General features: G+C 53.5%; 22 protein-coding genes and 2 pseudogenes. 9 read left to right on the top strand and 15 right to left on the bottom strand.

What is annotated here, in order from left to right; genetic code table 11:
- Positions 1 to 116 precede the first annotated feature (116 nt).
- Positions 117 to 662, bottom strand: a complete 546-nt coding sequence (locus tag HAPAU_RS19365) for a TATA-box-binding protein (RefSeq protein WP_066385831.1) — start codon at positions 660 to 662, stop codon at positions 117 to 119.
- 379 nt (positions 663 to 1,041) lie between these two features.
- Here HAPAU_RS19365 and HAPAU_RS19360 point away from each other — a divergent pair, with 379 nt between their 5' ends.
- Positions 1,042 to 2,043 (top strand): inositol monophosphatase family protein, encoded by a 1,002-nt coding sequence (locus tag HAPAU_RS19360; protein WP_084383933.1) that lies wholly within the window; start codon positions 1,042 to 1,044, stop codon positions 2,041 to 2,043.
- A gap of 290 nt (positions 2,044 to 2,333) precedes the next feature.
- Here the strand turns inward: HAPAU_RS19360 and HAPAU_RS19355 are convergent, their stop codons facing one another.
- Together HAPAU_RS19355 and HAPAU_RS19350 are read right to left on the bottom strand one after the other, a co-directional pair.
- Positions 2,334 to 3,578 carry a PGF-pre-PGF domain-containing protein gene (locus HAPAU_RS19355; protein WP_211263645.1) on the bottom strand — a complete coding sequence of 415 codons (1,245 nt, stop codon included), beginning with the start codon at positions 3,576 to 3,578 and terminating at the stop codon, positions 2,334 to 2,336.
- 473 nt (positions 3,579 to 4,051) lie between these two features.
- Positions 4,052 to 4,864, bottom strand: coding sequence for a helix-turn-helix transcriptional regulator (locus HAPAU_RS19350; protein WP_066385829.1), 813 nt, complete (start codon positions 4,862 to 4,864; stop codon positions 4,052 to 4,054).
- A gap of 272 nt (positions 4,865 to 5,136) precedes the next feature.
- Here HAPAU_RS19350 and HAPAU_RS19345 point away from each other — a divergent pair, with 272 nt between their 5' ends.
- Together HAPAU_RS19345 and HAPAU_RS19340 are read left to right on the top strand one after the other, a co-directional pair.
- Positions 5,137 to 5,577 carry a DUF4870 domain-containing protein gene (locus HAPAU_RS19345; protein ID WP_066385828.1) on the top strand — a complete coding sequence of 147 codons (441 nt, stop codon included), beginning with the start codon at positions 5,137 to 5,139 and terminating at the stop codon, positions 5,575 to 5,577.
- Between the two features lie 407 nt (positions 5,578 to 5,984).
- Entirely contained in the window at positions 5,985 to 6,797 is an 813-nt protein-coding gene (locus HAPAU_RS19340; protein ID WP_066385826.1) for a hypothetical protein, read from the top strand.
- Between the two features lie 460 nt (positions 6,798 to 7,257).
- Here HAPAU_RS19340 and HAPAU_RS21395 read toward each other — a convergent pair whose 3' ends face one another.
- A complete protein-coding gene (locus HAPAU_RS21395) occupies positions 7,258 to 7,662 on the bottom strand; it encodes a hypothetical protein (protein WP_157078579.1) in 405 nt (134 codons plus the stop codon).
- An 826-nt stretch (positions 7,663 to 8,488) separates the two neighbouring features.
- On the opposite strand from HAPAU_RS21395, the gene HAPAU_RS19335 reads away from it, so the two are divergent.
- Positions 8,489 to 8,878 carry a putative quinol monooxygenase gene (locus HAPAU_RS19335; protein WP_066385905.1) on the top strand — a complete coding sequence of 130 codons (390 nt, stop codon included), beginning with the start codon at positions 8,489 to 8,491 and terminating at the stop codon, positions 8,876 to 8,878.
- A gap of 635 nt (positions 8,879 to 9,513) precedes the next feature.
- Here HAPAU_RS19335 and HAPAU_RS19330 read toward each other — a convergent pair.
- On the bottom strand, positions 9,514 to 10,632 hold the full coding sequence (locus HAPAU_RS19330; RefSeq protein WP_066385824.1) for a nitrilase-related carbon-nitrogen hydrolase: 1,119 nt from the start codon (positions 10,630 to 10,632) through the stop codon (positions 9,514 to 9,516).
- A gap of 161 nt (positions 10,633 to 10,793) precedes the next feature.
- Between HAPAU_RS19330 and HAPAU_RS19325 the strand changes: the two genes are divergently transcribed.
- The 3 genes from HAPAU_RS19325 (at position 10,794) to HAPAU_RS20745 (ending at position 12,791) form a co-directional block, all read left to right on the top strand.
- The gene (locus tag HAPAU_RS19325; RefSeq protein ID WP_066385823.1) at positions 10,794 to 11,033 is read left to right on the top strand and encodes a hypothetical protein; all 240 of its coding nucleotides are present in this window, start codon (positions 10,794 to 10,796) and stop codon (positions 11,031 to 11,033) included.
- A 118-nt stretch (positions 11,034 to 11,151) separates the two neighbouring features.
- Entirely contained in the window at positions 11,152 to 12,270 is a 1,119-nt protein-coding gene (locus HAPAU_RS19320; protein WP_066385821.1) for an SPFH domain-containing protein, read from the top strand.
- Between the two features lie 140 nt (positions 12,271 to 12,410).
- Positions 12,411 to 12,791, top strand: a complete 381-nt coding sequence (locus HAPAU_RS20745) for an alpha/beta fold hydrolase (protein ID WP_211263644.1) — start codon at positions 12,411 to 12,413, stop codon at positions 12,789 to 12,791.
- Positions 12,792 to 12,910: 119 nt separating this feature from the next.
- Here HAPAU_RS20745 and HAPAU_RS19315 read toward each other — a convergent pair whose 3' ends face one another.
- The 9 genes and pseudogenes from HAPAU_RS19315 to HAPAU_RS23200 all read right to left on the bottom strand — a co-directional run bounded on the left by HAPAU_RS19315 (position 12,911) and on the right by HAPAU_RS23200 (position 21,357).
- On the bottom strand, positions 12,911 to 13,294 hold the full coding sequence (locus HAPAU_RS19315) for an arsenate-mycothiol transferase ArsC (protein WP_066385820.1): 384 nt from the start codon (positions 13,292 to 13,294) through the stop codon (positions 12,911 to 12,913).
- Positions 13,295 to 13,333: 39 nt separating this feature from the next.
- Positions 13,334 to 14,335 (bottom strand): arsenic resistance protein, encoded by a 1,002-nt coding sequence (locus tag HAPAU_RS19310; protein WP_066385818.1) that lies wholly within the window; start codon positions 14,333 to 14,335, stop codon positions 13,334 to 13,336.
- A 481-nt stretch (positions 14,336 to 14,816) separates the two neighbouring features.
- Positions 14,817 to 15,602, bottom strand: a complete 786-nt coding sequence (locus tag HAPAU_RS19305) for a formate/nitrite transporter family protein (RefSeq protein WP_368085913.1) — start codon at positions 15,600 to 15,602, stop codon at positions 14,817 to 14,819.
- An 875-nt stretch (positions 15,603 to 16,477) separates the two neighbouring features.
- Positions 16,478 to 16,945 carry a 2-keto-4-pentenoate hydratase gene (locus tag HAPAU_RS22680; protein WP_368085912.1) on the bottom strand — a complete coding sequence of 156 codons (468 nt, stop codon included), beginning with the start codon at positions 16,943 to 16,945 and terminating at the stop codon, positions 16,478 to 16,480.
- Between the two features lie 527 nt (positions 16,946 to 17,472).
- The gene (locus HAPAU_RS19295) at positions 17,473 to 18,480 is read right to left on the bottom strand and encodes a sodium:calcium antiporter (protein ID WP_066385815.1); all 1,008 of its coding nucleotides are present in this window, start codon (positions 18,478 to 18,480) and stop codon (positions 17,473 to 17,475) included.
- 165 nt (positions 18,481 to 18,645) lie between these two features.
- Positions 18,646 to 18,966: pseudogene (locus tag HAPAU_RS19290) on the bottom strand (hypothetical protein); the annotation flags it as partial.
- Positions 18,967 to 19,108: 142 nt separating this feature from the next.
- A complete protein-coding gene (locus tag HAPAU_RS19285; protein WP_066385813.1) occupies positions 19,109 to 20,167 on the bottom strand; it encodes an alpha/beta fold hydrolase in 1,059 nt (352 codons plus the stop codon).
- A 666-nt stretch (positions 20,168 to 20,833) separates the two neighbouring features.
- Positions 20,834 to 21,046, bottom strand: a complete 213-nt coding sequence (locus HAPAU_RS19280) for a hypothetical protein (RefSeq protein WP_066385812.1) — start codon at positions 21,044 to 21,046, stop codon at positions 20,834 to 20,836.
- A gap of 128 nt (positions 21,047 to 21,174) precedes the next feature.
- Complete coding sequence (locus HAPAU_RS23200) at positions 21,175 to 21,357, bottom strand: VOC family protein (protein ID WP_211263643.1); 183 nt, start codon at positions 21,355 to 21,357, stop codon at positions 21,175 to 21,177.
- On the opposite strand from HAPAU_RS23200, the pseudogene HAPAU_RS23195 reads away from it, so the two are divergent.
- Both HAPAU_RS23195 and HAPAU_RS23190 read left to right on the top strand, forming a co-directional pair.
- A pseudogene (locus HAPAU_RS23195) lies at positions 21,351 to 22,280 on the top strand (outer membrane protein assembly factor BamB family protein); the annotation flags it as partial. The gene HAPAU_RS23200 and the pseudogene HAPAU_RS23195 overlap by 7 nt on opposite strands.
- Positions 22,281 to 22,286: 6 nt before the next feature.
- Positions 22,287 to 22,763, top strand: coding sequence for a PQQ-binding-like beta-propeller repeat protein (locus HAPAU_RS23190; protein WP_368085911.1), 477 nt, complete (start codon positions 22,287 to 22,289; stop codon positions 22,761 to 22,763).
- Positions 22,764 to 23,341: 578 nt separating this feature from the next.
- Here HAPAU_RS23190 and HAPAU_RS19270 read toward each other — a convergent pair.
- Positions 23,342 to 24,247: a ketopantoate reductase family protein gene (locus HAPAU_RS19270; protein WP_066385810.1), complete on the bottom strand. Its 906-nt coding sequence runs from the start codon at positions 24,245 to 24,247 to the stop codon at positions 23,342 to 23,344.
- Between the last annotated feature and the right edge of the window lie 14 nt (positions 24,248 to 24,261).

The raw sequence follows: 24,261 nt of genomic DNA, 5'->3' as shown, positions 1-24,261 counted from the left end.
GCGTTTCGCCGAAGCCATGCATCCGATAGACATTTCGAATATTGATACGGGGAAGATATCAGCTGTAACTACACTACAGAAAACAGAGAAATACGACCACGACCGTTCACAGAAGATCATGCATCAAGCACTTGAGAGACAGCGATCTCGAGTACCTCTGTTGCCGTCTTTTTGGTTGTGCAGCCAGTAATAACCATTTTCCCACTTGCAAATAGCATCACAACCGCACTTGGCTTTTCGAGCCAATAGATAAGTGCTGGAAATTGCTCTGGTTCATACTCGATTTGTTCGACTCCCAATGTAATAGCAATCATAGCAAGGTCCACTGACTGACCAAGATCAGCACTAGTTACTACATTGTCAATAGATATGTGCGGTGGATTCAACAGATCAATGTGTAGCTCTCGCAGCTCATCAAACAGGCGATAGAAGCCTGTATACACGTCTTGAACGGATTTTGCACCCGTGATGATGAGCTTGCCGGATTGATGAATATTGATTGCTATTTTTGGCTCTTGTAATCGGTAGGTAAGACAGGTAATTGCTCCCGTGCTGTGTTGTGCTCTGTCGAGATCTTGGCAGAGAGTATTGAGATCAACTTCTTGAGCGATTTTTGTTGAAGCGACGATATTCTGGACCTCCACTGACGTTGAAGGAGCCATCGTGAGCAGCTACAACACCGGCATACAAAACCCTTATAGGAATATGATGACTAACAATAGTAATAGTATGTGGACATTCAATTTATACTGCATGGAATTTGTCTTTATTTAGATTATAAACCTGAAGACACGTTTTGAGAAATAAATAGTGTCTGTCTGTTTTCGGTGAGCGATACCTCCTTACTAACTGACTACATAGGTCGTCAGATCATGAACTGCGAGAACGACTGTGGCGGACGCAAGCCCGATACTGCCGACCGAAGTAACAATTAGTAATCTTTCTAAAATAATATCGACATATGAACCATAATTATATTAAATCCTCATACTAATTAACGAACGGATAGTATTTATTAGGTTGGATAGAGGTGCATGAACTATGGTTACTGATGACCAAACCAACTCTGGTACGCCCGGAACTGAAGTTAGCACGTCGCGACGTCGCCTCCTCCAGATGATGGGTGCGACCGGCCTTGCAGGTATCGGCACCACAGGGGCTGTAGCGGCGGACGATGCTGATACGACTGATACTGAGGCACTTCCGATTGATAGCCGTGACCTTGAGGTTGCAGTCATGGCGGCAAAACAAGCTGCCGATATTCACGATGAAAATGCAGATGCGGGCGTCGAAGCGGATACGAAGGCTCCCCAGCAACTCGTCACGGAAGTCGATACGAGCTCGGAAACGATCATTCGCGATACGATCCGTGACGAACTCGGTGACGACTTTGAAGCTGATGGCTACGCGCTCTTTGGCGAAGAAGAAGGTGGGTCTTTAGAAGGGGACCGTGTCTGGATTATCGACCCGCTTGACGGAACAACCAACTTCGCACGCGGGATTCCTCATTACTGTGTTTCGATCGCCGTAACACGGGATAGTGAACTCTACGCCGGTGTGATCTATTACTCACCGACCGATGAGGTGTACGTGGCTGTTCGCGGTGAGGGCACGTATCGCTATCTTGGCGGTGAGGATGGCATGCCAGTTTCGGGTACGACGACTGAACTCACGGTCACCTCAACTGAGACGGTCGAAGAGTCACTCAATTCTGTCGGCTTTTACTCGGAAGCCGGAATCGACGACGAGCGTTACCGTGAGCTCATGAAGACGTTTGTGACGGATTCGCTCGGAATTCGGCAGCTGGGCGCTGCTGCGGTTGATCTTGCGTTCGTCGCCGAGGGGGTATTTGATACACTCACTGTGAAAGATTTGAAAGAGGTCGATATCGCAGCCGGAGCGCTGCTCGTTGAGGAGGCTGGTGGTACAGTGACGGACTTCGAAGGAAATAGCTCATTGGAGGCGATTTTAGCGGGCGATACGGTCGCAACCAACTGTGAGCTGCACGATGAGCTCCTTGAGCTCTACAACAGCGCTGACTAGCTGACGTCTGCTTTCAAGGTATTCGAAGTAGGTAGTAGCGGTTCTGTTAAAACCCTTCAGCGTTGACAGTGAGACGAGCCACTCTTCTCACCGATTTTCACAGATCCGATACCAAAGTAGCCTCTCAGCAAATCACACGACAGCAAGAAGGTTTCAACAAAGCCATTTACTCCTTGTTACAGTGCGCACAAGATGGGGTGCGCTCGCTCGTATGCGAATCACTCTCTAAACGTGTGCAAGGCCGATCGCAACGCCGCCGTTCTCCATCGGTATTATTGCGCTGAAAGAAATCACCGACGGTTTCGCAGTACCCAGAGGACAATAATCACTGGGAGCGCACCGAGAGTTATACCACCAACTACGGGAAGCGAGAGTACCTCAGGACCATCGTCATCATCTGTATCGCCTTGTTGTTCAGCAACAGTAACCGCTTCGAGCGAGGATACCTCTGCGATAAACTGATAGCCCGTATCCGATTCGTTGCTCACTGTCGTTTCCGACTGGACCCATTCTCCGTCGGCAGCCTCGTAGAGGGCAATGGATTTCGGCTCTAGGTCTTGTTCTTCGAGGAGTTCCCGATCGATACTAAACGTGACAGATGTTTGAATGTCTTGTGCTGGCTCACCGTTCATCAGGAGGTATGACAATGAATCGGTGCCGTCGGGTGACGACGGCACTCGTTCCGGAGGTTCGTTTTCAAAGTTCAGCGAAAAATCGCCATCAACGCCGGTTATCTCGATCTGTTCGAATTGAATGGCATCATTCGTACCTGTCGTGGGTTGTAGACTCACGCGATCATCCGGCTCGGCATCCACGACATCGACTGTAATTCCATCGTCGCTTCGATCGTATACAATGGAGGGGGCTTCGCACGTTCCAGTCCGGATCGTAACCGGTTCCTCGAGCGATGATAGGGTCATTCGATCCGGGTCGTCGGCACTTCCCGAAAGAACATGCCACGCTTCCATTTCACCTTCGTCATAGAAGTCAGGATCCGGATGCCCATGATTTTCAGGGGTAACGGTAGCTTCATCGTTAAACGCTGGTTGTATTGTCACGGCGAATTCACCGTCGAACCCTCCCTGAATTGCACCGCCGCCGGTCCGGTCTCCCCGCTGGAGCCAGGATGCGCTTGCCCATCCGTCGCCACGGTGAAACTCGTCGACGTTCTCCTCAGAAGTGTAACTGTCGTTTCTGACGACCCAGTCGGCTTGATTGGGGAGTCCAATAAGGTCGAACGTCACATAATTTTCATCACCGTCCCCGCCAAGTCGTCCATGAACCATGACGAGGCTCAAACCGTTGGGCCCTTCATGAAGGAATAAAATGCTTGTATCGTCTTCCTGTAAATGCGTCGTTCCATATGAACTGTAACTTCTCTCGACACCTTCCGGATGCGTTTGGTGATCCCGATAATCGTAGAACTCTTCGATTGTTTCACCAGACTCCAGCGGCTCAATCGGTTGACAAACATCTCCCTGCTCGAAGATGTACGAATCAGTGTCTTGTATTGCTGCTGAATCCTGTTGCTCCACCTCTGCACGTGAACGATCAGTAGCCGTAGCTATCGTACCGGCACCGAGTCCAGTTGCTGTGAGTCCTTTGAGATAGCCTCTGCGCTTCATCGTACCGTGGTCAGTAGTATTTTCTCGCATGACTCAGTAAGTAGAGAAGATGTCACCCCTCCGTTATTGCCATATATATCAGAATATTCATTTGTTAATCCTCTCCTACGAGGACGGTATTCCATTTATGAAGAAAACAATGCTTGAAGATTCGTTCGTATGAGGCAGAATCTAGAGTCTGCTGGACTGTATATTATCGGTGCTGTTGGGCCGTCATCTATGTGGCGCGTAGAAAAGAGATGGTGCCAGTGAGCGAAGCGACACTGTCACGCTCGCTTGCGTTCTCTACTGGTGATTAGGTACCGTTCGATCAGAACAAGACATTGAGACGGTGACAGCTCGCGGTAATAACCATAACTCATCGTTCCTATTTGACTGCTTACTCAGTCGTTGTCATCGAGTGCTTGAACAGGCGGCAATCGAGAAAGCTCGCTGTGCTTCGTGAGTTCGGTCGCTTTATCGCGGAAGTCGGTATAGACTTCCTCAGCCCATTCGCAAGCGGCAGGTGCGTCCGTATCGACGTACATCCGCAGGAGACCCAGTTCATCCCCATAGATACCGATCCCTATTTGGTCATCACAGAGGGTTAGTCCGAACGGAAGATCGGTGTACGTTCGAATCGTAAGATTCCCGCTTTCGAAGGCCGTCCGGGCTCGATCGGGATTCGATATGAGGAGTTCCTCAGCGACCACCGGCCGAAAGACGACGTCGGTTTTCATACCAGTGACGATACGTTCATAGATCTCATCCAGATGCAACGGATTGATCGAGGTAGGATCGAGACCGCGTAGCCTGTCGGTCTCACTAACTAGCGACATGAATCGGTTCACCGGACGGTAGGGGTTGCCAGGCTCGGCGACCGTCACGGTTGCGTCGGCGAACGCCGCTACATCGATATCTACGTCAGCGGCGCTGAGGACCTCCAAGACAGGGGCGAGTCTCCATGCGGTTTCGATGGACGTTTCGAACGCCGTGATTTCTTTGATGCTTACCTCCCCTAGCGTCGTGAGCACAAACGCACCATTGGAGCGTTCGATCAGGCCATGTTCTCTTAGTGATCTCGTAAATCGATGTACAGTCGATTTCGATACGTCCAGCTGCTGCTCCAACTCCCGTCGATCCGCTACACCTCCTTCTTGGAGCGTTTTGAGGACCGGTGCATACCTAATAAGTTCGATGAGCCGCTCGGTGTCCATCCTCAGTGCTCCATTTCGTCATCCATCTATTAAATGTAACTTACATCTCATTGAAGCGATAAGGAAAATTATATAATTTCTACACTCATCTATCATAATTAAGTTACTATTCACTGAGTAGTATCATCCCACGACCTGAGACGGTTTTACGCCCTGGAATTATCCCGGTCGGTAATTATAATCCCGTTTCTATCCTTCTGACAGCTGTTGGCGGATGATACTGCTCCATTCGTCTGAATGGGAACACAGCAAGGAGTCCACCAGTGAGATCAATGACAAGCATCACACACGACATCGACGAAGAAGCCGCGGTCGCAAGCACTGAGAGCGAGTCAGGACTGGATGAAAACGTTGCAGGAGCACTGTCGTACCTATTCGGATTTGTGACGGGATTGATTTTCTTCCTGATTGAGAAGGAAAACGACTTCGTGCGATTCCACGCAGCCCAGAGTATGGCCTTCTCGGGGCTGCTCTTTGTGGCCTATATCGCGTTGAGCATCGTCGGGACGGTCATTACTACCGTGATGTTCTCCAGTACGAGTACGTTCTTCGTCGGGAGTATCGTTTCGATGGTATTGGGACTGGTCTGGTTGGTTCTCGCACTCGGTGGATTGGCCACGTGGCTCTACCTCCTGGTCAGCTCCTATCAAGGCAAGACCCCGCGCATACCGATTGTCGCGGGCATCGCTGACAAGTTGGTCGGAACACGGTAGATATGTGGCTGAAACATATGGCAGTCGTAAACGAGGCTGACCGTCTTCCCTGAACAGATACAGGGGGTCGACACACAGTGAATCCGACGCAAATGAAACGATCTCCGCTGCTCACAGCACGATCATCCAGGCCGAGAGACCGTTTCTCGAGCGGTGTTTGGATGGAGATGTCCCCGCCCATCGGAGCCCAGTACTGAACGAGGGGCGTGGATGAACCCGTGCAAACGGTTGCCGACTGTTTGCATCTATCTGATGAAGATATCGGTTTCACTGCTGATGTGAACCCGAACGGCTGATGATAGACGGCCAGATGAACGGCTTGAATCGGACGAGATCCCGCGGTCTCTTGGACCAAGTTCTCATCCAACGAGCTCATCCGAACACAGCCGGGCTGACGCTTGACGGAAATGACCGACAACAATCAGATATACGATACGAATCACGAAATCATGTACGAATTAAATAGACAACTACTGAACATGCGCGTCCTAACAACAGTGATACTGGCCATTACCGTTATTCTGGCAGGTTGTACCGGAGTCGGTAGCCTTGGCGGGGACGGCGATTCGAACGAAGACCTATCCAGTAACGGTGTCGAAACCGATACTAGTAATGATGCCGAGGCCGGTAGCGGTGCCGAGGATGGTACCAGCTCAACGGTCAATGAGGGCTCTCAGACGGAGGACAACTGGTTCGACCTCAGCGAACCCGGCTACTACGAGTTTGACCTCGCGGGGATAGACAGGAAGACCGGTGAGCAGGTCACTGGACGACTGGTGTATGATGCTGAGGCTGCTGGTGACGGTGAGCTGACTGTGAGTGTGGACTACGAGTTCGGCAGTGAGCAGTTCCAATCGACTACTACTGGGCCCGCCGATGAGTTCTCTGCCCAGCTGTTCCTCAATGAAGCGTACACGCCCATTGCTACGCTTCAAGGTGTCTCGCTGCAGTATCTCTTCGAGATGGGCTTTACCGATCCGGCCATCGGCAACTACAAGCAGACTACCACTGATGACGGCACACAGATCACGGAAGTCACTGAGAAACGGTCTTATGCGGGTGTTGAGTGCTTCTTCGTCGAAACAACGCTTGACGGCACACTCAGTCAGGAGGGCTGCATCCGCGATGCTGAGAGTGGTATTGCCCCTTACGCAGCTACCTATACTGACGAGGGTGATCTCGAACTCAAAGTCGAACTCGTGGAGTTCGAGTCGAGATAGGAACGGCGGTCAAAACGGAGTACCAATGAGCCCGATTCATCTCCGTGTTCGCTTCCAAAAGAAACTCCACTAGTCAGTACGCCCATACGGATTGTTACCTTCACGGAGTTTGGTGGTTCTGACAAAACCGATGTCGTTTCCCAGTCGGGAGACAGGCTTGCTGAACTACTCCTCTGTCTTTTCGAGGACAGCAATATACTCCGTCCCTCCTCCTCTATGTTCTCGTCGGTCGTACAGTGTTCCTCAATGAATCGGAATCTCTGGGTGCCAACAGACGAGATTTCTTGAGGAGACCACTGCTGGGGGGTTCCGTTCGTCTCGGGCAGGATCCGGAGTAGGCTAGACTGTATATCATCGGTGATGGTGGGGCCGTTATGTTTGTACACGTGTCAAAGAGATCGTGCCGGCGAGCGAGGTACCATTGTTATGCTCACTTGCGAACCGAACACCGAAACAGAAATCAGGCGTAAATTAGAATTTCCTGATCGCGAGTTGGGTCATAATATATATTGGCTTTGAGAGATGCTTCATCCGAACCCGAGTAGGAAACAGGCCAAGGGAACTCTTGTTCTTCTTCGGAACCAATCGTTACGAACAGACGGGCCGGGATCCCGTCAAATTTGATATCTTCGTTAGCTGTTTCTCCCTCTAATTCGAGACTCTCTTCGTGAAAATACCCGTCCGGGCTATCACCAATTCGTACTGTAAATGAATGGGTATCCCGCGACTCGTTATATACACCTAATCTGTAATCTCTTTGTCCACTAGTTTCTTGCTCTTGGTCATCAGAGAGACGTTCTGAACAACCCGAAACGAGGGGTATCAAGAGGGTCAACGAAACGGAGAGATACGAGCGTCGGTTCATATATAATATTATACCATAGTATTCCAAATATATTTGGATCTGTGAATAGCTCTCTGCTGAGTGATGCCTGTGTCATCTGTAGCTCTCAAACCTCCAGTTACGATCAACGGGTGTGAGCTAATTTATGACAGATGCTACAGCTGCCTCCCGTAACTCTCACTCGCGAGCAAGAAACGCCGGAGTCTAACGTCACTTCGCTCTGTTCCGAGATAGGGATACCTCACTCAAGCGGGACAGTTCTCATATCGCATGCTCGGGATGGCTGCCTGCCGAGTAGTAAAGAAACAGAGTAGCGGGGGAGCTACAATGAATTATAGTAAGACGCCCCCTGGAGCCACGAACCTACTACGATGAAACACGCCGAGGGCGTCCAATCTCCTCTATGCCGTTATATTACTATTGTTAGAGGGGGCTTGTGGCCAAGATCCGAGATGGGTGCTCGCTTGCGTCCTCTACTGGCGATCAGGCACCGGTCAATCAGAACACGCGTGCCGGTGTGTTTGAGCCCGAGTCGCTGTCTGCGTTGTCCGATTCAATTCCGCTGACAACGCGTGTCCGTACGGGTTGCGGTAGATAGACTTCGAATCGTTCCGGATGGCCGAGACGACAGACGATATTCTGTGGGCTGGCCGTTCTTTCGTTTCGCGAGTTTGTTGGGTTAGGGTCGTAAGTGGTTTGGCCGTGTTGGAACCTTTCGAACGGTAATAGGTTTTAGAAGTCGTGCTGAATACAGAGCACTCATATCTCGTTTGACTCCCCCTATGGACTTTGCGAAAGGGTCACATAGTCAGACGGCCTATATGGGGCCGCTCACAACGGAAAGGTGGTGTCTGAAGTGATCGTGTACGTTGACCAATCGGCAGTACGTGACGGGAAACTGGACGAACTCAAGGCAGCGATGACTGATTTGGTGGAGTTCATTGATGCCAACGAACCCGACATCCTGTCGTACGATGTCTATTTCAATGATGACGACACCCGAATGACCGTCGTACACGCGCACGCTGATTCGGCATCGTTAGCGTATCACATGGAGGTTGCAGGCCCCAAGTTCCCCCCAATTGGCGAGTTCATCGAACTTGAGGCCATTGATGTGTATGGGCGGCCAAGTGAGGAACTCGTCCATCAATTCAAGGAGAAGGCATCGACACTGGGACACGGGCGCGTGTCCATCCACGATCACTACGATGGAATCAATCGGGATCTTATCGACTGATCCGTGTGCTGAACTCATCTTCTCTATGCATTACCTCATTCCTATTACATTCTGAGAATTTCAACAGAGTATTGATTGTACCAGCTGCGGCAGTGCGCACGGACTACTATCTCCCGACCTAGCCGGCCTTGTGCAATAAAACGTCCTCGGATACAGAATGTTGCACAAGGGAGACTTTCTTTGAGGGGTGACTACCCACTGTTAGTCCTACTCAACGGATACGCTCCTCAACGGCATCGATTGACCTTGTCGGCCTCTATACGCTCAGTACTCTTCAACAACTGCGTGCCCTTCATCAGTCAGCGTATAGAGTGTCGCTGGAATTCCGGTCTCATGTTCGCCAACGTACCGGGTTCCGATAGGTGTGATGAGATCCCACGTCGTGTGACCGTAGCCCGTGGTTTGCTGATAGGCGTGTACGCGGAGATCTGTCGCGAGAGATTCACCGCTTCTGTTGGTGCGACCTCATTGAGCGGCCATCGAGTTGATGCGTTGATCATCTCGCAGTTCTCGTTCCGATAGGTAAACTGGTGGTGCCAGTCAGTGACGATGTCGGCACCAACCTCCTCAGTCTTATCGAGCAGCGCCTGGGTCTCCGGCGATGAGTTAACGCGGTATGAGTCATGAGGTGTTCTTTAGGTTTCCTCGCGCTCACCGTCCTGTTCGTCTGTATCCTCGCGTTCCCAATACGGTGGAACCCATATATCTGCTTCAACCATTGCATCGATTCGGTCCTGAGTGATCTCCTCTGCGTAGGTTTCATGATCAACTGGATCACTGTCTAACCAGAGATTCGGTGGATATAGTTCGCGATCGTAGATCACTTGACAGAGTTCTGTCCGTAAATCCTTCAGCCAGTTTGTTAGTGGTGAGCGGTATCGGAACTCTCGAAGTCCTTCAATGTCGATCGTTGCAGCGACGTACGATGAGCCCGCGCCGTATTCGTGTTCTGCTAGAATTGCCCCATCACGGTCAACGACCATCGAGCCCCCACCGAATGTATCAACAGGTGTCTCAGCGTCCGGTGTAAGGTAGTATGTTCCGAGGTTTGGAGCGACAACGTATACCGAGTTGTCGAGTGCTCGAGCGCGGTTCTGGATCCGCCAGCCTTCGTTCGCCACAAGCGGTTCCGGACAGGAAATACGACAAATGATTTCGGCACCATTCATTGCCAATCCACGAATATACTCGGGATAGGCACCCTCAATGGCGAGTGAAATACCGATCCGTCCGATATCGGTATCGACAACTGGGAACAGTGAGTCTAGATCGGCGCCGTGGGTGCTGACCCAGTCATCCCAGACGTCATGTGGTGAGACCGATCGTTCGACAGGCAATAGCGGGGTGACCTTTCGATGTTTGAGGATGACCTCTCCATCCGGATCAATCACGAATGCTGTATTAAAGAATTTCTCGGGATACTCCGGAGCCCGTTCTTTAGCCGACGCGACAAGGTAGATATCGAATTCTTGGGCATACTCGCCGAGAATATCTGTTTCTTCACCGGGAATGTCAATCGCGATCTCCTCACGATACTCGGCATGATCCATATCGAGTACCTCGTCGGTAAATCCTTGAAGAGCGCCCTCAGGAATAACTGCTAATTGAACAGGAAGTTCGAGTCCACTCAACCAGACCGCAGCCGAGAGGTTCTCGTGAATGTGCTCAAGGTTCTTTCGAATATCTGCTCGCGTTTCGACACCCCAGACGGTTGGTGAGAGACCAACCGCAGCATATTGTTCGATACGAGCCATACTCCTCTGTGCTATTGAACCGACTTATACCCAAGCGATCCGGAATACCTACTAACAAATGGTAGGGAAATTCTCAAGGAGAACAATGCTTGAGGTTCGTTCGTATCGGACAGAATCCGGAGTCTGCTGGACTGGATATCCCCGGTGCTGTTGGGGCCGTCATGCATGCTGTATGTGTCGAAGAGATCGTGCTGGCGAGCGAGGCGACACTGTCACGCTCGCTTGCGTCCTCTACTGGCGCTGGCGATCAGGCACGCTACACCGCGCGGTCGATGGAGAGCACTATCAAGGAAAGCGAGAAAGGGATGGGGATCAACCCTGGCGGCGGCAACGTCGTCATCGTTGAGTCACTTGGTGCAAGTAAGGACGAAATCAACTGTGCGCTCCATGGAACGAATTGAGACCGGGACTGACGGCAACGACGAACACGAACATGACCGTCAGCTTGAGCACGAGCGATAGTATCTCGATCTAGCGTCCGGGCGAACCCTTTTCGTAGCGACCCCCTAAACGTAGAATATGATCCCCTTCGTACCTCTGCAGGCGACATTCACGCTGACGTTCGTCGCGTTGCTGTTATTGTTCCTCGCCATCGTCACCGTCTGGCAGATGGTCGAGATCGTCGACGCGACCGAGAAGCGCGCACTGACCGTCTTCGGTGAGTACCGTAAACTCCTCGAGCCGGGGATCCACTTCGTTCCCCCGTTCGTCTCTGCGACCCATCACTTCGACATGCGGACCCAGACCCTCGATGTGCCGAGCCAGGAGGCGATCACGATTGACAACTCGCCGGTGACCGCGGACGCCGTCGTCTACATCCGCGTGATGGACGCCAAACGCGCGTTCCTGGAGGTCGACGACTACAAGCGCGCCGTCTCGAACCTCGCCCAAACGACGCTTCGGGCCGTTATTGGGGGTATGGAACTCGACGACACGCTCAGTCGGCGCGAACAGATCAACGCACGGATTCGCGAGGAACTCGATGAACCGACCGACGAGTGGGGAATCCGCGTTGAGTCCGTCGAGGTCCGCGAGGTCACGCCGGCCCAGGGTGTAAAGAGTGCTATGGAGCAGCAGACCTCTGCGGAGCGCAAGCGGCGGGCGATGATCCTTGAAGCCCAGGGTGAACGCCGCAGCGCCGTCGAGAAGGCCGAAGGTGACAAGCAGTCAAACATCATCCGCGCACAGGGTGAAAAACAGAGCCAGATCCTCGAAGCGCAGGGAGATGCAGTCTCGACCGTCCTGAGAGCCAAATCCGCCGAGTCGATGGGCGAGCGCGCCATCATCGAGAAGGGCATGGAGACCTTGGAGTCGATCGGTCACGGCGAATCGAGCACGTTCATCATGCCCCAGGAGCTCACCTCGCTGGTCGGGCGCTACGGCAAGCACCTCACCGGCAGCGACGTGAAACTCGACGAGGATCAGCTCGACAGCCTCGAGTTCGACGAGGAAACCCGCGACTTGCTCGGGCTGGACAACATCGGCGAACTCATCGCCGGGATCGAGGAGGAGGCACAACCGGATCTCGAGGCAATGGAACGGGAGGCAGACGCGATCAAGCAGGGCAGGGATGTCGACTCCGAATCTGATAACGACACCGAGGTGTCGAAAACCGAAGCCGAATACGAGATGGAGTAGTGCTGAGCGAGCGCTAGCGAGCGAGGTATGCAAAATCTGTTGCGCGTGTCTTCCACGAAGTGCCTTTCAACTTCTGCAAATTCATCAGTAGATGACGCTATATGACTATCCCACACAATTAAACAAGGGAGACCTGACGTATGCCCAAAGCAACACCACCAGATGAAGGCAAAGATATGGGAATGGTCACGTCCGCTGATGGAACTGAGATCACCTTCGTACGGTCGGGGAGTGGACCACCGCTTGTGCTCGTGCACGGGAACGCCGACCTTCACACGTTCTGGGATTTGGCTGGGACACGTTCTCCCTGCGCAGAACACTGCACGGTCTACGCGATCGACCGTCGCGGTCGCGGCGGGAGCGGTGATGCCGAGGAGTACGAACTTGAACGAGAGGCCGAGGACGTGGGAGCAGTAGTCGATGCAATCGACGATCCAGTAACTCTGCTTGGCCATTCCGGTGGAGCCCTCTATTCACTTGAAAACGCCACTATATCGGGTCAAGGCGGCACAATGTATTAACCTGTCCAGCAACGTTATCTGGCTATTTTACTGGATCTATGTAACCCATATAGGTTCCGTGTACGTTTAGCAGTGGTTCATCAAATCGGAAGGAAGGCGTGCTACGGTGCTGGCTCGTGTCATTCGAGATCGTCAAAGAACTGCTCGACGCGGCGACTGAGTTCATCGCGCTGCTCACGGATGTCTGTGGACTCTAGGTCCCAAACGGAACTTTCGCCCTCCCAATCGTCTGGGCGGAATTGCTCGACCGAACAGCCCATCGTCACGACATAGTCGACGTCCTCAATGTCTTCAGATGTGATCTGTCGAGGTGATCGGTCGCTAATGTCGATACCGATCTCGTCCATCGCTTCGACAGCCTCGTTATGAACATTTTCAGCCGGATCAACCCCGCCGGTGATGATCTTGACGTCCATATCCCGCTCAGTCTGTTCCCGTTCCGCAAGAGCGGTCGCCATCTGGCTTCGCCCAGCGTTCCCAACACAGACAAATGCGAGTTTCATGCTCTCCTATTGCAGGCGTAGCGACAAGAGAGTGAGGGCTTAACCACTTCGTACCCTGTCAGGGAGTGAAATCGACGAAGGTGACTCTGGGAGAAGCCATGCCGGAACCACCCGTGTAAGAACGACCATTCCCATCAGTTCAACAAGCGTCTGTGTCACGACAACGGCAGGAGCCAGTTCGTAGCCTGCTGGAAGCGCCAACGCCAACGGAAGAACAACCAGTGAGTTCCGGGTGACAGACGTGAACACGAGAGAACGACTCTCCTCGACATCCATCTGGAACAGTCCCGCCGCCACCCGTCCGAGTACGGGCATTATGATGAGGAACGCGACATACACTGGAACGACAACTGCAATTTGCCCGATTGAGTCCTGAACCCGTGGGAGTTGGGAGGCAATAACTACGAATAGGGTCACACCCAGCATGGGGACGGGGAGCCACCCCATCGTCTCTTGCCACGACTCACCTCTCGGAGACCGTTCTGCCCACACTTCCGTGAGCCATGCAAGTGCCAACGGGAGCGCGATGATTATCAGAAAGGCCTCAATGAACGGCCCGGGTTCGATAACGTCGGCTACCTCTGCTCCCATAAAGAGCCACAGGTACACCGGGAGCAAGAGAATTTGCACGAGCATCAGAGCGGGCGTCGTCGCGGTGATCTGCTCAGAGTTGCCGCCTGCAAGCCCAGCGAAGGTGATGACGTAGTCGATGCATGGTGTCAAAAGAACCATGAACACGCCCACAAGGATGACTGGTTCTGGGGGGAGAAATCGAGTAAGGCCCCAGACGACGACAGGGACGACGAGGAAGTTCATCCCGAGAGCCGCCGCCATGAATCGACCGTTCGTAAACGCACGGCGAAGTCGTATGAACGGGATTTCAAGAAAGGTCACATACAGGAGAACCGCCAGTACGGGGTCAATGAACTGTTCGATAAATGTCGCCGAACTCGGACGGCTAACTCCAACGCCAATCGCCAGTATGACTGCGACTGCGTAAACGGCGACCTGATGCTGTTGAAGCCACCGATCCAAATCCATTCACGTGCTGTTTCGGGACTGGGAGAGAAACGATTGTTGCTCTGTATCTATCGGTCCCTTTAGTTACGATCGGCGGGTGTGGACTAACCTCTGAGATGTACCACAGTTCACGGCCGGAACCCTCACTCGCGAGAAAGTAATGCCGTATTCTCGCCTCCCGTTGGTCGGCTCCGAGACGGGAGTTCCTCGCACGCTCAGGACAGTAGTCATACCGCCAAGCTTGAGAGAGCACTAACCACCTGTTAATTAATACAGTTGACATTCTAAGATAGACTGCGGCACGCGGACCAACCGCACACCCACCCCTCTCGTTCATGGTTGACCTCTCCGATTCGGAGGGGTTTTCGAGGGCTCGTCAATAGGCGAATAGAATAGAAAAAGTGCGTCATGATGGAGATCACAAGACTGTACGGGGTCGACATGAGGCCTGATCCCGAGCCAGACAGTCTATTTTTGAGTATCAGCAGTAGTGATGAGTTCTTCACCCACCGCCGCGGACTACGTGTCCATATTTCAATACCCCCACGAAGATACCGCCACCAATCGCATTCCCGATTGTCGCCAGTACGAGGAACACTAGGTAGTCGAGCACCGAGACCCGCGGTGAGACGAAGACCCCGAACAGGACCTCAATATTGCCTGCGATCGAGTGTGGGAGATGGAGAAGGCCGATCGAAGCAGTGACGAGCCAGATGATGAGAAGACGGCTAGTCGTTTCCTGGGCTGCGGCGAGTAACCACGCCAGCAACCCCATAAGCCAACCCGCAAGGATACCGGCGACGAACAGCCATCTGAAATCGTGATCGACCAGTTTATGCGCAATGCTGCCGAACGCTTCCGGCGAAGCAACCCCGAGACTGGGCATCAACGTAACGATGAGCGCAGTGAACACTATACCACCCACGATGTTGCTTACCCAGACGAGCCCCCAGAGCCGAGCTAACCCCCCTAGTGATGCTCGGTTGTCGAGCACTGGCATCACTGCAAGGGTCGTGTGTTCAGTGAACAGCTCCGAACGTGAGATGATAACGAAGATGAAACCCACGGCGTAGGCGCTCGCCAGAAGTAACTCCGTCCCGATATCGCCATACCCTCCATCGCTGAGCGTCAGTATGACAGCCATCAGCAGTGGTCCGAATCCAATATCGAGACCAGCCGAAAAGCCCGATAGAAGCAGTCCCGTCGTTTCGCGCTCGATTTCATGTTGACCGGTATCGATGAGTGAGTTAAGGATATTCGGAGCCGGGGTTTGCTCGTCGGAACTCATCTGGTTTCCTGCAGGCCCCGAGCCCTCCATGTTACCGTTCCCCTCCGTTATCGTCCTCACTGATACATCTCGGGAGCCTCATTATGGATTACTATAAAGCGCGACTCAAAGAAGATTCGATCCACACTGACCGGCTTTTTACGCTGCTCAGCTACGTCCAATAATCCGAGATATATTGGCGGAATATTCCAAGGGAAATATATGAAATATAAACCGCCACTGAGCAAACCGACGGCCGACTACACGCTTCTTTTAGACGAATCTCGACTGAGAACAGAAGACCTCTGGAACGAACTAGCCGATCAGGGGGCGTCCCGATTGGGATCCGTACTCACTAACAGCAAGGGTTGTTCGAGTTACGGTACGCCAAGGATCGCGAAAGGGGCCGAGACGATTCACGAGCGGGTCTTGTCCTGTTTATCTGAATTAGGCGAGAAAACCCCGTTCTTTAGGGTGGGGATGAATCGCCGCATCGGTAGATTCACGTGAATACAGTCTGTCTGTGATACCAACCGAGGCGGCCGTGCCGCCTACTCTAATGAGACAGTATCGGGGTTCCCCTCGGTTGGTCGAGGGTATCCCCCTCGGCGACCGCAGTGGGATACCGTCAATAAACAACCAAGTAACCCCGAGTCCTCTCCGGATAGGGGTAACGGCCGCGTGGCACGGCCCGTATCACGACGGGATGCAAACCGTAAATCTCCAATAGGACGTGCGTTTCCATCCGTGAAAGTACTGAAGAGAGCTGCAATTATCTATTCGGTTACCGACTACGTAGTTCGTCGGAGCATGAACGGCGAGACAACATCCTAATGGAACGTATGCTGGAGTACGACGGCTGGTTCAGCTCTCCATCTCGACTTCTCTGTCACGGATTATTCAGCGTGTGCGACGACGGAACCCAGCGACGAGAAGCGCATAACAGCAGTTTCACCAGCGTTGATGGGGAGTGGTTTAGTGATCGAACCCGTTGTGACGATATCGCCCGCCTTGAGCGACTCGTTATGCTCAGGGAGCGTCTCTGCGAGCCAGGCGACGGCGTCGGCTGGATGGCCCAGCACTGCTGCGCCGGTTCCCGTTGCCCGACGGACGCCATCGATTAACACTTCCACCCCTTCACGGACGAGATCTACATCACTGGCCGCTATTCGATCGCCAATGAGGAGTCGGGCTGCGAGCGCATTGTCGGCAATCGCCGCTGGTCCTATAAGGTCCCAGTCACGAATTCGGCTATCAACGATTTCAATGGCCGGCACAAGGAGGTCAGTCGCACTGATAACGTCGAGGCGACTCACCGGCGGCGATAGATCATCCCCCATCAGGAAGGCAACTTCCGGCTCGATTCGTGACTCCGTGTCGAAGCGTCGATCGTCCCGAACCGTATCGGCAAGGAGCCGCCCGAATGCCGGAGCATCGACGCAAAGATCAGTCCGAACAGCTTCGCTCGTGAAGCCGATTTTGTACCCAACTGGCTCTCCTTCCTTAGCGATCCGGTGGTCTATAAACGCGTCTTAGGTCGCGTATCCCTCCTCAACCGTTACTGTTGACGGAAGTGCTGTTGAGTCGATTGGCTCGACATCTCAATAGGCGCGATAGAGCTGTGTGCCCAACTCGTCGGGATCACCGGACATGCGCGTAGTTCAATTGGCACTGTTTACTACTTTGGGGGCTGGAGGGATCTCTGTCTCCGCTGGGTTGTGCATCCTGCAGTCGAGGACTGAACACGGTTAGACGGTCTATTGTCTTTGTCTCTATCGGCAACCGGTCATTGTTGAATTGAAGCGAGATCGGGCTGACGAGACGGCGGATCTGCAGGCGATCAAACCACGGAGGATAGGTTAGTCACCCTCTACTTGATCCCGGAACCAAGTTAGATGCCCTGAACGGTCTCGATGATACCGACTGATTCGAGCGTCATCCAGAGGAGAAACAGCCCATACAGTCCCAGAAAGCCGTAGGCCTCGAGATTCGTCAGTTCGAGATCGGTACGGATGAAAACAATAAACACGAGCGTCGCGAACGCGAGGAACCCCATCGTCGGGATCGCAACGAGGAAATTGATGGTCGCTGTCCCCGCCAGGATGACGCCAACAGGGATGGCGACGAGGAGATTAAACGTATTGCTCCCGAGAACGTTCGTGAGGCTGGTAACGCTGTTATCGTTTTGAGCGGCGCGCACGCTTACGAACGCATCTGGCAGGCTCGTTCCAGCAGCAATGACGGTCAGTCCCCACAGGAAACTTGGTGTACCGAAGATAGCGCCAAGTGAGAGGGCGGCGCGAACGATCAGTTCAACGCCGACAGCAATGACCAGGAGCCCCACCGCGAGTAGTCCCCACTCCCGCCTTAGTCGCACGTCTATGGAGTCATCCCCAACGTGCGCACTGGAGTCCTGCTGGTGAAGAAATATGTAGATTCCGTACGTCGCGAGGGGAAAGATCGCCAACGCTGGTGTCAGGATCGCAGCCTCGTTTGTTCCTCCCGGAACGTATGTCGCACCGAGTGCGAACATGATGAACAGAACGAGAACGCTGATAATGTAGAATTGACCGTCTTTATGGACGATATCGCGGGTTGCCTCAAGGTTCTCGCTGGCGAATGCCGAGAAAGCTGGAATGACGAGGAGGTTGAAGATGGCACTGCCAACGATCGCTCCGACACCGAGAGAGAACTCCCCGTGGACGACTGTACTAATAACGACCGAACTGATCTCAGGGAAACTCGATCCAACTGCGACGACGACGGCACCATGGACAGCGACCGGCAAGCCATAGTGCTTGCTGAGGCGCTCTGCTGCTCGCTCGAAGTACTCACTTCCTTTCCAGATGATGAGCACTGCAACCACCACGAGAAGGAGCGAGACGAGCAGGCCCGGCATCGATTATCTGTTCTCGATATATCGGTAAAAGTTGTTTCATCCAGTTAGACTGGGTTTCGAATCGGGAGACGTCATCAGTGAGAGCGTCAATTCGAGCTCACGGTAGTCGCTATCTTCGTCCTCGGCTCCAAGTGATCTTACCGGGGTGTCGTATCTCTGACTGAGCTAATTGCCTTGAATAGCGTCAATGACGATTGCCGCAGCGACGATCGACTCTTTTGGGACCGTAGTTGCGTCGTCGATGGTGATCTCGTATCGGTCCCGAAGCGATAGTTTGCCACGGATCGTCCCAACGTGCGCACCGTCCGCGTCAGTGATTTCGTATTTGTGCTGAATCAATCCACCGAGTGGGAGCTTCCGTCGCGCGAGTATTGCGAGTGCTCCACGGGAGGTGATTTTCGCGAGTGTAGCACCCGTCTTGCTGTCGCGGATCGTCCAGGTATCCTGAAGAAGAGAATAGTCATTATCGAGGACGATGAGCTCCTCAAGTTGAGCGGGCAGCTCCTCGCCGGCATTGGTTTCCCTCGCCGTCGGTAGAAGGATGCTCACCGGTGGGCGGTCAGCCAGTGGTGGTGCCTTCTGGTCAGGCGGTGAAAAATTGAATTGGGTTGCTGTTCTTCGAACTCACTTAGGCTACTGATTCATCGAGGAGCTCACCGATCGCGGTGTCAATGAATTCTTTGTCTTCCGGACGGAATCCGAACATCCCGAAGTGTCCCCATGGCGTCGGGATCGGTCGCAGCTCGCTATCGGGAATCATCTCCTCTTCGAGACGATTGTCCTCGAGTGTGAACACCATGTCTTCTTCAAATGGCAGAACGTACACGCGAGCCTCGATTTGTTCCAATGCACTCTCGAGATTACCGTCGGTCATTCGGCTCACATCGGCGTGTTTCCACTTCCAAGCCATTCGAATCAGATTGTTCGGATCCATTGGGAGGAACCACTCATCCCAGAGCCGATGCATGAAGTCGTCCAATGACGAGAATCCGGCCGCACGCCACTCTTCTTCGCGCCAGAGATCCGCGCTCGTTCCCATTAAGACCCACGTCCGGGCATGTTGCCTGAGTCCTTGACGCATCGATCGGTGATCGTCGTAATACCCGTCATTCCAGTTCGGATCCAATTTGAAAGCCGAGATGAGTGCATCGACAAGGAGGCTACTTTGGGGTGGATTTCTCGCGGTGCCGCCGATCGGCGCCGCTCGCTTGACCATCTCTGGGTATCGGACAGCCCACTCGTAGGTCTGCTGGGCCCCCATCGACCACCCAAGGACGAGTTCGATTTCGTCAATCCCGAATTTCTCGGTAACTAGTTGCTGTTGTGCACGGACATCGTCACTGATACGCACGTTCGGGAAATCCGCTTGTCCGTATGGTGGCGGGGTATTGTGGGGTGACGTCGAGAGTCCCCCGCCGATCTGATTGGGGAGGATGATGAAATACGTCTGTGGATCAAGCGCCATCTCCTCGCCGACGTACAGTTCCATATCCTTGCTGGTCCCTGAATACATATGCGGGAAGAGAATGGCGTTGTCTTTTGCGTCGTTGAGTTCGCCGAACGTTGTATATGCGATCTGGCAGTCGGGCAGTGTCTCGCCTTCGGCGAGCTCGAACTCACCCAGTGAGTACGTCTCGTATGGGCCGTGAACTTCCTGTGAGTAGTACTCGTTTTCGATCCCACTCATCGTGTGGCTTGCGCCAGGCGATGGAGCATCAGTCGGCGTGTGACTTTGGTCTGTCATCAGTCCTTGTTAGCCGACGGAATCCAGAACATTATAATTATCTTCTATGAACTACTCCACTACCATAGTCTCCTCTCTTACGTAAAAACAGGCGCAAAGCCTCGCCATTCAGGGCAGGGATACGCGCCGTACTCTCTATACTCGCCGCTGCCGTAGACCGCACTACCGGAGTTCCCACGTCGGCAAACGCGGTCTTTGACCGCACCGATGCTTCGCATCGACTTGCCCCGTGGTCACAAATCCGGTGCGCGCATCGAACCAGTCCACGACGTAACGCTTCGGGCGACGCGAATCGTGGTACCGTGCGGGCTGAATACCCCGCCGTGGAGCGACGAGCGGTATTCGTCGCGTTGAACCGCCGACCGAGCGTCGGACGGAAGGCCCCTTTGACAGGGCTATACGCACTGCAACGCACCTCCTCGGTCACAATTGGGAGGCAACCGCTGACGTGGCTCCCGAAAGGGAATTTGACCACCGAGGAAACGTGCAACCTTGAACTCCCCTTCGACGAATCCTCGCCCTTTAGGGTGGGGAGGATGTCAATATCGGGAGTCCATATACGTCGTAGCCAGTTTGCTGCTTACGACGAGAGTGAATTGTGAGAGCGATTTAGAGATACTGTGCGCTTGCTGTCCGGTCGTCCGAATCCAGTTCCTCGAGATCACGTTCGACAGAGATCACCCTCCGTGTTGGGATATCGAGTTGCCGTTCGTCGTCTGTAATTCGTATCTGGAGATAGCGTTCTTCGGGCGTTATATTCGCTTCATCCGCGTGGATCGTCGTTATCTCGTCATTGGCGTCCTCGTATGTGACGTCGATCATACGAGAGCCAGTCCCTTGAGACAGATCAATCATTCCGTCTCCTCAAGTAGTGATCTCCTTTGTAGTGGAAGCCGTGTGCAACATCAGTAGTTGAGATTTGGATAGTGGTGCACACGGCCTCAATCATATTATTGCTTCAGCCAGTTCGTGTTCGTCGAGAACCCAGTAGTGAGCAATGTCTCCGAGTCCTGCTGTGTCTCGCAGTGAATGATAAATGAGATCGCCTCAGTAAAAGTAAACTCGTGGGCTTGTGTGCTGTCCGCCGCTGTGAACCAGTGATTTTCCCCAGTATTACTGGCTGTAAATGACAAACATGTCTTGCGAATTGGAATATAATATGGACAATCTCCTTATATCCTCAGATGACTATAGAATACATGTGAGTAATACATTATCTCATGATTTATTAAATATAACTCCGACGAGACGCAAGTTCTTGTTGGCAGCCGGGGCGATTACTGGTAGCAGCCTTCTCGCATCGACAGCGACAGCGGCACGCTCGGATCACGGAGCTCGTCCTGCCTCTCAGAAGGACTCACTAACAGCGAGCGAGATAGAATGGCCACAACAGCGGTACAATGGCGCCCATACGGGGTATCATCCGACTGCAGATGGGCCACGGAGCGGTCTCGAGGAACGATGGCGATTCGAGTCCAATACGATAACCGATCCCGTCATTAGCAACGGGGTAGTGTATGCGAGCGGGCAGGTACTTGATCCGGAGACTGATGAGTCTCGTGCAGGGCTATACGCGCTGGATGCCACCGATGGGTCACTTCTCTGGATGGTCGATCCCGAGACGGAAATAGATGCACTGGCCGTTGACGACAGACATATCTACGCAAGCGGTGGCTCGCTCCGAGCATATTCGCGTTCGGACGGCAGTGTTCGATGGACGGCGCCCATCTCGTCGGCCACGCCACTGACTACTGGCGGGCTCGCTTTGGCCGGCCGGCGGCTCTATGTTACGGATCACGAGACAATATATAGCCTTAACACTGCTTCCGGCACGGTGATTTGGGAACGAACACTCGGAAGCCGTCTCACGCCTCCGGCGATACATGGGAAGTGTGTCTACGTTGGTCGTGTTACCGGTGACGGAGGCTTGGATCGAACCGTCCTCGCTCTCGGGGCGCGAACTGGACGTATTCAGTGGCAACAAAAACTAGTTCCACCGTTTGCGTCCGAGGCGAACATCGATGGCCCACCAGTCGTCGCCAATGGACGGGTCTATCTACGTGTGACAGCTGGCGGTGACGAGGATATCCTTGGTGCTCCTGTCTACAGTCTCGTTTCCCTCGATAAGACAACCGGTGGGGACGTACGGACCGTAAGGACGAACGCTGGGTTCGGCCTCTTACCGATAGCTGCAGGCGACGGCCATATCTATACGACGGCGGTCGATTATGACATGGTGTCCGTTCTAGCCGCCGGGAACGTTGATGGGGCCGGTGGTTGGTCGATCTATGGAGATACGATGGATTTCGGCGTTTCAACGGCACCAGTAGTCGCTAACGATGTGCTCTACGTCGGCGCTACCTCGGACGCGTTTGGTGTAGAGACCGATGCTCTGTATGCCATCGAGGTATCGACAGGGACAATCATCGCGATGTTCGATCTACCGATCACTGGCAATCCCGTCGTCGTCGACGGAAGTGTGTACGTGATCTCAGACGGAACTCTCTATGCGATTGCGGAACCGGGCACCGAAGAATAAGCAAGTCACGCTGTTCACTGGTGATCAGGGACCGTTCGATCCGAACACGCGTGTCGTTGTGTTTGAGCCCGAATCGTTGTATGAACTATCCCGATTCCACTGGCAACGCGTGTTCCGTATGGACTCCGGTATACGGATTTAGAGTCGTTCCGGACCGCCGAGACCACGGACGATATTCTGTGAGCTGGCCGTTCTTTCGGTGAGCGAGTTGGGTTGGTCAGGGTCATATAACGATTTGGCCTTGTTGGAATCTTTCAATTGATGATAGGTTTCAGGAGTTGTACTGAATACAGAGCGCATATTCAGCATGACGGATTATTCCATGCCAGGTCCTCGAATGTCTGCTCAAGCGATTTCCCCTCGCCGATCAAGCGGTCCACTTCTTGTTCTGTCTGGATGACTGCCTCAGCGGCCGAGGTGACTTCCTTGACGGCGTCGCGTCCGATTACAACTTCCTCCGATTCATCACCGACGAGAACGTCTCTCGGCTCAATCGGAACAATTGCAAAGACACTACTCCTGTGAAAAAATTGAATTCGGTCAGGTAACCCAATCCGAAGCTGTAGTATAGACTCACGTCACGAGCACTGCTCGACACCGTGAATGAGTGCTGTCACGTGTTTGTTTATTGGGACGGCAATGTCTGCAGTCTTCCCCAAGTCGATAATCACGCCGTTCAATTCGTCGATTTCTGTTCGTCGTCCATGCTCGATATCTTGTACCATACTCACGCGATGCTCGGCGTGTGACTCGGTCATCGACGCAATCGTTTGCTGTATCGTCTCTACGTCGATGTCGATCCCTTGGCTGGTGGCGACGTGGTCGGCTTCCGTCAGAAGTTGGGTTACAACTTCGTCCAGCGGGTCGGTGGGCAGGTGTGTCACTGGACATCCGGTCAGCGTTAGTACAGGTGCTGTTGCCCCTACGAGAGCCCCTTTCTCCCAGATAACGGGACGGGGGTCGGTGACGGTGTTGACGTTGAATCCCGCCTCTGCGAACGTCTCCTGAATCGTCGTGCGGGCACCTACACTGCTGCCACCGAACGTCGTCAAACCGGTCGAGGTGTGGATGATGGTACCCGGCTCCTTTGTGATTGCTGCTTCGTAGGTGACCCCACAGAACGCTCGTTCGCGTCCAACCTGATCGAGCAGATAGTCGTAATTGCGGAGGCCGTTCTGCAGCGATAGCAACAACGTCTCCGGTCCGATACACGCTGCGTGCTCGGCCAGTGCCGTTGGCGTTTGGTGAGCCCGAACGAGGACGAGAACCAAGTCAGCGGTTCCCACATCACTTGCAGTCGCCGTTGCGTTGATTCCGGCCGCCAGCGGTGGGTCGTCGTCTCGGTGAATAGAAATTCCTGCCGCTGAGAGGGTGTTGGCGATCTGCTCTCGGCGGTGGAGAAGCCATACGTCGTGACCGGCGACAGCAAGATGTCCGCCGAACAGACAGCCGAGCGCGCCTGCACCAATGACCGCGATATTCATGCGTCACGTTCTCC

The sequence above is a fragment of the Halalkalicoccus paucihalophilus genome (genome assembly GCF_001593955.1).
Taxonomy (GTDB): domain Archaea; phylum Halobacteriota; class Halobacteria; order Halobacteriales; family Halalkalicoccaceae; genus Halalkalicoccus; species Halalkalicoccus paucihalophilus.
This window is presented reverse-complemented; position numbering and strand designations above follow the sequence as displayed.